This window comes from Streptomyces spiralis (genome assembly GCF_014654675.1).
Lineage (GTDB): Bacteria > Actinomycetota > Actinomycetes > Streptomycetales > Streptomycetaceae > Streptomyces > Streptomyces spiralis.
The window spans coordinates 1-8728 of record NZ_BNBC01000061.1; the positions used below are offsets into that span (position 1 = coordinate 1).

General features: G+C 67.9%; 6 protein-coding genes and 2 pseudogenes. 7 read left to right on the forward strand and 1 reads right to left on the reverse strand.

What is annotated here, in order from left to right; translation table 11 throughout:
• Both IE318_RS38870 and IE318_RS38875 read left to right on the forward strand, forming a co-directional pair.
• The coding region (locus IE318_RS38870; protein WP_506005421.1) for a Rossmann-fold NAD(P)-binding domain-containing protein at nt 1-333 on the forward strand (333 nt) is incomplete at its 5' end.
• Nucleotides 330-989, forward strand: a complete 660-nt coding sequence (locus tag IE318_RS38875) for an SDR family NAD(P)-dependent oxidoreductase (RefSeq protein WP_189907629.1) — start codon at nt 330-332, stop codon at nt 987-989. The genes IE318_RS38870 and IE318_RS38875, both read left to right, overlap by 4 nt.
• A 989-nt stretch (nt 990-1978) precedes the next feature.
• Here IE318_RS38875 and IE318_RS46910 read toward each other — a convergent pair.
• Nucleotides 1979-2355 (reverse strand): annotated as a pseudogene (locus IE318_RS46910) (hypothetical protein); the annotation flags it as partial.
• A gap of 205 nt (nt 2356-2560) precedes the next feature.
• On the opposite strand from IE318_RS46910, the gene IE318_RS38880 reads away from it, so the two are divergent.
• The 5 genes and pseudogenes from IE318_RS38880 to IE318_RS38905 all read left to right on the forward strand — a co-directional run bounded on the left by IE318_RS38880 (nt 2561) and on the right by IE318_RS38905 (nt 8719).
• The gene (locus tag IE318_RS38880; protein ID WP_189907630.1) at nt 2561-3190 is read left to right on the forward strand and encodes a DUF4232 domain-containing protein; all 630 of its coding nucleotides are present in this window, start codon (nt 2561-2563) and stop codon (nt 3188-3190) included.
• A 655-nt stretch (nt 3191-3845) separates the two neighbouring features.
• Nucleotides 3846-6242 carry a SpoIIE family protein phosphatase gene (locus IE318_RS38885; protein ID WP_189907631.1) on the forward strand — a complete coding sequence of 799 codons (2397 nt, stop codon included), beginning with the start codon at nt 3846-3848 and terminating at the stop codon, nt 6240-6242.
• A 91-nt stretch (nt 6243-6333) separates the two neighbouring features.
• Nucleotides 6334-7205, forward strand: a pseudogene (locus IE318_RS38895) (IS630 family transposase); the annotation flags it as partial.
• 86 nt (nt 7206-7291) lie between these two features.
• Nucleotides 7292-7759, forward strand: a complete 468-nt coding sequence (locus tag IE318_RS38900) for a hypothetical protein (protein WP_189907632.1) — start codon at nt 7292-7294, stop codon at nt 7757-7759.
• Between the two features lie 103 nt (nt 7760-7862).
• A protein-coding gene (locus IE318_RS38905; protein WP_189907633.1) for an IS5 family transposase occupies nt 7863-8719 on the forward strand; the annotation gives its coding sequence in 2 pieces (ribosomal slippage) (nt 7863-8454 and nt 8454-8719; 858 coding nt in all).
• Nucleotides 8720-8728 lie beyond the last annotated feature (9 nt).

Here is an 8728-nt window from a genome sequence, read left to right on the forward strand (position 1 = left end):
CTCGGCGTCACGGTGACCATCGCGGAGCCCGGCGGACTGCGCACCCAGTGGGCCGGGGCGTCGATGCAGCAGTCCCCGACACGCCTGGACGACTACGAGCAGACCGCGGGCAAACGCCGTGAGGCGACGCTGGGTGTCTCGGGCCGTCAGCCTGGTGACCCGGTGCGGGCTGCCGCGGCCATCGCCACGGCTATGGACGCCGACACTCCGCCCCTGCGGCTGCTGCTCGGCTCCGACGCGCTCGGCGGAGCACGCGCCCGCCTGGACCGGCTTCGAGACGAGATCGATGCCAACGAGGCACTGACCAAGAGCGTTGATCTGGAGCAGAAGTGAGCAGCACGGGCGCGTTCGTTGTGATCGGCGCCGGCCCCAATCTGGGAGCTGCGGCGGCCCGCCGGTTCGGCCGGGAAGGACATCCGGTCGGGCTGATCGCACGCAGCACCGAACGCCTGAAGACGATGGCCGCCGACCTCACCTCCGAGGGCCTGACGGTAGCGGTCGAAGCCGCGGACGTCACCGACGAGCAGTCACTCGCCGCAGCGCTCGGCGCACTGCGCGAGCGGCTCGGTCCGATCGAGGTGGTCCTGTTCAGCCCGCGGCCGAGTCTCGAGTGGATCAAACCCGTACTCGAGACCGGGCCATCGGACGTCGCGAACGCACTGGCACTGAACGTCGTCGCCGCCGTCGCCGCCGTCCGCGCGGTCGTGCCGGACATGCGCCGCCGGCGACGCGGCACCCTGCTGTTCACCACCGGCGGCGCCGCCGTCGAACCCCACCGCGACCGCGCGGTGTCGGCCATCGCCTACGCGGCCGAGTCGGCCTACGTGCGTATGCTCCACGACACCCTCGCCGACGACGACGTGCATGCCGCCCAGGTCACGGTCGTCGGCCCCATCGGGCCCGGCGCCAGGCATGAACCTGACGACGTGGCCCAGGAACTGTGGCAGCTGCATACCGAACGGGCCCAGCCACTGTTCATCCTTCGCTGACACCCCTCGTCTGCTGAGCCAGGAGGAGGACCGGCCCGCGCACGCACAGGGTTGGTGAGTTCATGACGCCGTATCACCCCACCGTGATGCACAACTCGATGATCTGTGAAGACGGACCCTGGTCCCGATCGCTACGTGGGCTGGTACCGGCACATCACGCTCGTCATGCTTGCCCATGCTTTCCTGGCGGTGATGGCCGTGCACCGTCACCGCCGGCGAGCAGGCCCCGCCGTGGATGTTCGGCCTCCGCCTCGTGATGCGCAAGCTCTCCCGGGGTGGCCTGCCGTGGGAGCCCTCGCGTGCACCGTACATCCCACTTACGCAGGCAAGGGGCGATCGGCCGACTCCTCCTCTCGCCGGGGGTACCTGGCTTCACCATGTCCCTGGCGACCGCCCATGGTGACCATGCGCCATCAGAATCTGAGGAGCACACGACTTCCGAATATGCGCGGTCGCCAGCGTCGCGCTCTGCTTGGGTCGCTGAAGGAAAGGCCAGGTCAGGCATGCTGACCAGGTCGGTTAGCGACCGAACAGCGACCCAAGGCCGGTGGGTCGTGGGCCGCTCAGTGGCCGAGCCGCCGGAGAGACGCTCCTCACGAGCTGTCCGGCGTGTGCCGGGCACGGCTCGAGCCCTGCTGTCCCTGGACCCCGGCTCGTACACGGGCACCGGAGTCAGCCCGCTGAATCCCGTGAGTCCATGACCGGGGCGACTGCCCTGTCATCGCGGCACCGGAGCTCGGCGAAGCGTTCACCACATCGGTGCCGGTCGCTTCGCCGAAATGCGCTTCAACCGCAGCTGCCTGCCGCGGCCGCGGGCGTCGAGTCCAGTGAGGCGGTCACGTGACCACGGGCTGGGGCGCGCTTCTTGACGGCGCAGTAGATGCTTTTCGCGATCCTTGGTCCGTAGCTGGTCAGGACTTTGCAGATCGGCTCGGCTCCGAACACCTGCCTGGTGTCGGTGAACCGTACGAGCGCCTCGACGGCTGATCGGCCTCGGCTGCGAAGAATGCCGAGGCCGCCTTGAGGATCTCATTTGCCCGGCGCAGCCCGGCGTTCTTGGCCTCCAGCCGCTTGATCTCAGCGGCTTCGTCCGAAGTTGCGCCGGGACGCCGGCCGGCGCCGACCTGGGCTTTGGCCTCCAGCCGCTTGATCTCAGCGGCTTCGTCCGAAGTTGCGCCGGGACGCCGGCCCGGCGCCGACCTGGGCTGCGGACCCACGTCCGCACCATCTCGGCACAACCGATACCCAGCTTCGCGGTGACCGCCTTCATCGCCGCCCACTCAGTCGGGCAGCTGGAGCGGATCTCCGTGACCATGCGCACCGCGTGCTCACGAAGTTCGGCGGGGTGAGGGGATGGACGGGCCATGACTCGACCCCTCAGTGAACCGAGCCTCCACCACACCTGGAAGGCTTCAGTCGGTACGAGGTGTCACGGCGCCGTTTCTCACGTGTCACAGGGGTGTCCCTGGGCTTCTCGAAGATGAACTGCCTGATGAAGCACCACGTTTGACCGAGTGAACAAACATTCTACGGAAGCCACTTGGCTTGACGACGACTTCGGAGACGACGTTATGCGTGCTTTCAAGACCTCAGCCCTCGCCCTGGCGGCTGTCGCCATGAGCCTTGCCCTCACGGCCTGCGACCCGAACAACGCCGCCGACAACGTTCCCACGGCTCCCGCCAACAGTGCGGATCCCAGTGCTGCGAGCGCTGACAGTGATTCGGCGGCTCCTGCCGGCAGTTCGGCGCCCGAGGCCGACGAGAGCCCGGTGAATGCCGGAGTGGGGGAGGGCGCTGCCCGGATGGCGCCCTGCGCGATCGAGAACCTCGATTTCAGGCAGGCACCGGCAGGAGATGTCAACGAGGAGGGCACGGTGGCCATTCTGGTGCGGAACACCGGAGACGTCTGCGAGATGTACGGCTTCCCGACGGTCGCTGTGGAGAGCAGCCAGTACGGCGCGGCCTCCGTCAAAAAGAGCCACAAGACTCCGGTGGCCTTTGACATGCCGACCGGATACACGGCCTGGTTCGATCTCCACTACCGTCCGAACACGACCGGCGGCCATGGGATCACCTACGACACCGTGACCGTCATGCCGCCGCACGAGACTGCCAAGAACCGGACAGTTGAGGTGGCCATCAACACGGGGGTCCAGAAGGGGGGCGATGAAATGACGGTCGACCCCTTCGTCAACCGTTAGCCCGGGCGGATCCCGCCCTCGCCGCGTGCGAAAGGAAGTTCCGCACACGCGGCCCAGGTGTACACGCGGCCCAGGTGTACGCCCTCCGCCTGCCGCACGACCCCAGAGGCGCACGCATCGCACGGATATCCGTTTGGACCGCCCTCGGTGGGCACAGGCGGCATGAAATGCTGGAGACCGCGGCTCTACAGCGATGCGCTGCACACACCCGGCCTCACGGCTGCCGACCTCTGCCGCCGCCACCTCGCAGCCGCCTCCAATGGGCCGGGCGGGCGGACACGGCAGTCGCTTCGTCATCTCAGGTTCCTCTGACCATGGTTGACGCCTCCACTTCACCGTGCATTCCCGCACGGATCTGCCGTCAGCGAACCACCGGCAGCCAGTCGCTGGCCCCACGGCTTGAGCCCGGCGCACACCAGCTCGTCGATCAGCTGGTTGTCACGGACGTGGCCGACGCCGGCCCAGCGGAGGCGGCTGCCCGGGCTCACTGGGCATCGGCATGTTTCCGCGCTCGATTCTTGCCCTGAATGATGTACAGTTTCGTACTTTCGGACGGGTATGGGGTGTCGCCGTCAGGCGTGGGTAAGACGGCTCGGGTTGAATGGCGGAGAAGAGCGTCGCGGTCTACGGAGCGAGGCAGTGGAGTGGGTCTGACGTGCAGGTTCAGGAAGCGGGCCGCCCGTCTGGCGGGCCAGTTGCATTCATGCTGGATGGGCGCGGCACCGTGGTGCAGTGCACGACCACTGTGCAAGATCTGCTCGGCTGGTCGGCCGGGGAGGTCCAGGGAAGACCGCTGACAGCTCTGGTTGTCAGTCCCGTCGCGTGGCAGAAGCAGCTCGATCGTGCTGGGCGCCTGGAGTTCAGTGTGGCTCTGCGGCACCGGGACGGAGCATCGGTCGCGGTGGACATTGAAGTGGTGCCGCTGCCCGCCGGGACGGTCCTCCGCCGCCTGGTTTTCGCCGTTCCTCGGGCCGACAGCCGACGCCGGATGGAGGACCAAGCGCTGGTCCGGGCCCTGTTCTCGCAGGACCGTGTGGGGCTGGTGATCCACGACACCGATCTGGTGGTCCGACGGGTGAACTTCGAGTCACGGCTCCTCGGCCTCGATCAGCCCTGGAGCGAGGGTGAACTGATCGACCTACGAGCGGAGGACGTCCTCGTGCCGGAGGACGCCGCGGCGCTCAACGAACAGATGCGACGAGTGTTGGAGACCGGTGAGCCCCTAATCGACTGGGAGCACTCGGCGAGGCGACGCATCGCGCCTGAGCGGGAGCGGACGGTGACAGTGTCGATGTTCCGGCTCGAGGACCCGCAAGGCGGTGCGATTGGCGTGGCGGCGGTCGTCACCGACGTCACCGAGCAACACGCCGCACAGCAACGGCTGGCTCTGCTGCATACCGCCGCGGCACGGCTGGGCCAGTCCCTTGACCTGACACGCAATGCCAAGGAGCTGACGGGGATCTTGGTTCCCGGCTTCGCGGATCTCGCATCTGTGGACCTGTCCGAGCCCGTGCTCGAAGGCGGTGACTCCACCAGGCTTCTCCCCGGGACGCTCCTGAGCCGCATCGCGGTGGCCTCGTCGGACGGTGTGTGGCCCGCGGACACCTACCAGCCGGGCGACACAGTGCGCGCTCGCGAGTCGGAAAGCCGGGTCCTGCGCGAAGGAGGCCCGGTCCTGGCGGCTGACCTGGCCGCGTATTGTGAGGGGCTGGAGCTCGATGCCGAACGGCGTCGGCTGTTGTGGCCCTCCTCAGCCGTCTCCGCACTGTTCGTTCCGCTGTTCGCCCGGGGCCATGTACTCGGAGTGCTGGGCCTGTGGCGCAACAGGGACAGAGCACCGTTCACCGCCGCAGACGTCCCCCTGATCGAGGAGATCGGCTCACGCGCCGCACTGAGCCTGGACAACGCTCGACGCTATAGCCGGGAGCGGCGCGTCACCGAAGCGCTGCAGCACAGCCTGCTGCCCCCCCCGGTGGTGGAGACGGCCGCCGCGCAGACCTCAGGGGCATACGTGCCGGCGAGCACCGCCGCAGGTACTGGCGGTACCTGGTACGACGTGATCCGGCTGTCCGGTGTCCGCATCGCTTTCGTGGTCGGCAGGGTTGCCGGGCACGGTGTGCACGCCGCCGGTGCGATGGGCCGGCTGCGCTCGGCAGTGCAGACCCTGGCCGACCTGGACCCACCGCCCGAGGAACTCCTCAGCCACCTGGACGACCTGGTGACTCGCATCGGTGAGGACGACAGTCACCAAGGCATCGCGATCGCCGGATCCCTGCGGGGAGCAACGTGTCTGTACGCGACCTACGACCCGGTCACCGGACAGTGCCTGGTGGCAGCCGCCGGCCGCCCTGTACCCGTGGTGGCCCGTCGGCACACGGGGACAATAAACGAGGTGTCCCTCCAGTCCGTTCCCGCCCTAGGCGCAGGCAGCGAACCGTTCGAAACAACAGAACTGCTTCTCCAACCGGGCGACGTCCTTGCCTTCCACAGCGGGCCGCTGAACGGCTCTGCCAGGGGAGACCTGGAATGCGTGTGTGAGGGCGCTCGGGCCGCCGCGCACACCGACGAACCCCTGACCGACATCACCGCACGCCTGGTTTCTCGCCTGCGCGAGGAGCCCCGCAGCGACGACCTCGCGCTGCTCCTTGCTCGTGTCGACCGCGTGCCAGCTTCTCACACGGCATTCTGGCAACTGTCCGCCGACCCTCGACTGGTGGCGCGAGCCCGCACCTTGGTCTCAGCCCAGCTGACAGAGTGGGGCCTGGCTGACATGGCCTTCACCACCGAACTGATCGTCAGCGAACTCGTCACCAACGCCATTCGCTACGCCAGCGGCCCAATCGGCCTGCGTCTCATCAAAGACCACCGGCTGGTCTGCGAGGTCTCCGACCCCAGCCAGTCCCAGCCCCATCTGCGTCGGGCCCGCCTGGCTGACGAGGGCGGCAGAGGCCTCTTCCTCATTGCTCAGCTGACCCGCCGATGGGGCAGCCGCTACACCCCGGACGGCAAGACCATCTGGACCGAGCAATCCCTCGACCCAACCGAGGTATGAGCCGACGCGGATGGTGTCCGATTGCGTGGTGCAGCCGATCACGGTGAGGGCGTCTTCGTAGTGTTGGGTAGCGAGGGGGCGCTTTCGGGTGGGAGCGGGGTCGCCTGGTCGTCCGAGGCTCAGTGCTGCCCAGGTCGCCAGGTTGGAGCGGGAATTGGAGCGTGGACCGCTCGCGCACGGCTGGGCTGACCAGCGGTGGACCCTGGCTCGGGTCAAGAAGCTGATCGGTCGGCTCTTCCGTATCTCGTACACGGTGGAGGGCACGTGGCGACTGCTCAAGCGTCACGGCTGGTCGTGGCAGCAGCCCGCTCGCCGCGCGATCGAGCGTGACGATGACGCGGTGGAGCTGTGGAAGAAAGAGGTCTGGCCGCGGGTAAGAGCACCGCGGCAGCGTGCAACGGCTGGATCGTCTTCGAAGACGAGGCCGGCCAGTCGCTGACGCCGCCGCGTGCCAGGACCTGGGGCCGAGTCGGCCAGACCCCGGTGGTGCGCGTCAGGGGCCGAGGCTCGGGCCGGGTGTCCATGGTGGGTATGACTTGCTACAAGGCGGGTGTGCGGTCGCGGCTGATCTACGCAGTTCGCGAATACCGCGGACGCAAGAACCAGCCCAAGGGCTTCGGCTCGCGGGACTTTCGTGACCTGCTGGTCCGCGCCCGGATCCAGCTGGGTGGTCCGATCGTGCTGGTCTGGGACAACGTCCGCATTCACCTGACCGCAGATTTGCGCGAGTTCTTCGCGGCGAACACCGGCTGGCTCACGGTGTTCCGGCTACCTGCCTACGCCCCGGACCTGAACCCGCAGGAAGGCGTGTGGTCCTTGGTCAAGCACGACCTCGGCAACCTCGCCGCCGCCGACCTGGGGCAGATCACCCGGACCGTGAAACGCAAGCTCAAGATGCTGCAGTATCGGCCCCAGCTGCTCGACGGCTGTCTCACCGGCACCGGCCTGGCACTCGACGCGTGACCGGCTGGGAACCTGCCACCCGCACGCGCGATCAGTAGCATCGCGTCGCCTGGATGAGGTTCCCGCCCGACGAATCGAGTGAGCCCATGAGCGACGACGTCCTCTCTGTCATTCCGACCGACCCGCAGTGGCAGCCTGAGCAGGCCGCGGCTGACCGTGCTGCGTCGATCGTGGAGGACCTGGCCCCCGGGCTCCCCGGCGGCGTCGACGTCGAGATCGACGTCACTTGGCACGACACACTCACCGTTGTCGACTGTGGTCAGAATCTGCAGAAGATCGGTTGCCCCCACTGCGGCGCGTCGATCGACACCGAGTGGTGGGGCGACCTACTCGAAGCCCACTGCGACGACGGCTTCGCAACCCTCGCCGTGGTGGTCCCCTGCTGCGGCACCGCGACCTCGCTGGACGCACTGGATTACGACTGGCCCTGTGGCTTTGCTCGATTCGAGATCGCCATCTGGAACCCCGAGCGCGCCTGGTTCAGCGACGAGGAACTGACCGCCATCGGGGACGCACTCGGACATCCAGTGCGGCAAGTCAGGGCCCACATCTGACGCACGTCAGCCCGCGATGAACCCGACATCACGGGTTCAAGTTCAGTAGCGCGTGTTTTGAAAGTCGGCTCCGTTCCTCGTCCCGTGCCGTGATGATCGCGATGTGGGGCGAGGGGATCTTTCTGACGAGCAGTGGGCGGTGCTGGAGCCGTTGTTGCCGGTCGCGGTGTTGGGCCGGCCGTCGCTGGGTCGGCGGAAGCTGATAGACGGGATCCGGTGGCGGGTGCGGACTGGTGCTCCGTGGAGGGATCTGCCGTCGGAGTACGGGCCGTGGCAGACGGTCTACGGGCTCTTCCGCCGCTGGCAACGTGACGGCACCTGGCCTGTGCTGCTGATCGGACTGCAGGCTCGGGCGGATGCGGCAGGGCTGATCACGTGGGAGGTCAACGTCGACTCCACGATCTGCCGGGCCCATCAGCACGCCGCAGGCGCCCGCCGCGAAGGCCAGGCCCAGAAGGAACCGCCGGGTGGAACCCGCACGGAGCCCGATGATCACGGTCTGGGCCGATCCCGGGGAGGCTTCACCACTAAGACCCATCTGGCCTGCGAGCAAGGCCAACGGCCGCTGACTTTGCTGGTCACCGCAGGTCAGCGTGGTGATAGTCCTCAGTTCGCCGCCGTCCTGGAAGGCATCCGAGTGCCCCGCACCGGACCGGGCCGTCCCCTGCGAGTGCGGGGCGACAAGGCCTACTCCTCCGCGCCAACCGGGCCTACCTGCGCAAGCGGGGAATCCCGTGCACGATCCCGGAGCCCGCCGACCAGGCCGCCAACCGCAAACGGCGCGGGAAGACCGGCGGGCGGCCTCCGGCGTTCGACCGCGAGGACTACAAGGCACGGCACGCGGTCGAATGCGGGATCAACCGGCTCAAGCGCAACCGGGCGGTCGCCACCCGGTTCGACAAACTCGCCGTCCGCTTCGAAGCCACCGTCCTGATCGCCGCGATCGGCGAATGGTTATGACCGGCCTGA

Excerpts from the sequence above, each read along its gene's own strand:
- IE318_RS38880 (WP_189907630.1), top strand. The coding sequence starts at position 2,561 with ATGCGTGCTTTCAAGACCTCAGCCCTCGCCCTGGCGGCTGTCGCCATG.
- IE318_RS38900 (WP_189907632.1), top strand. The coding sequence starts at position 7,292 with ATGAGCGACGACGTCCTCTCTGTCATTCCGACCGACCCGCAGTGGCAG.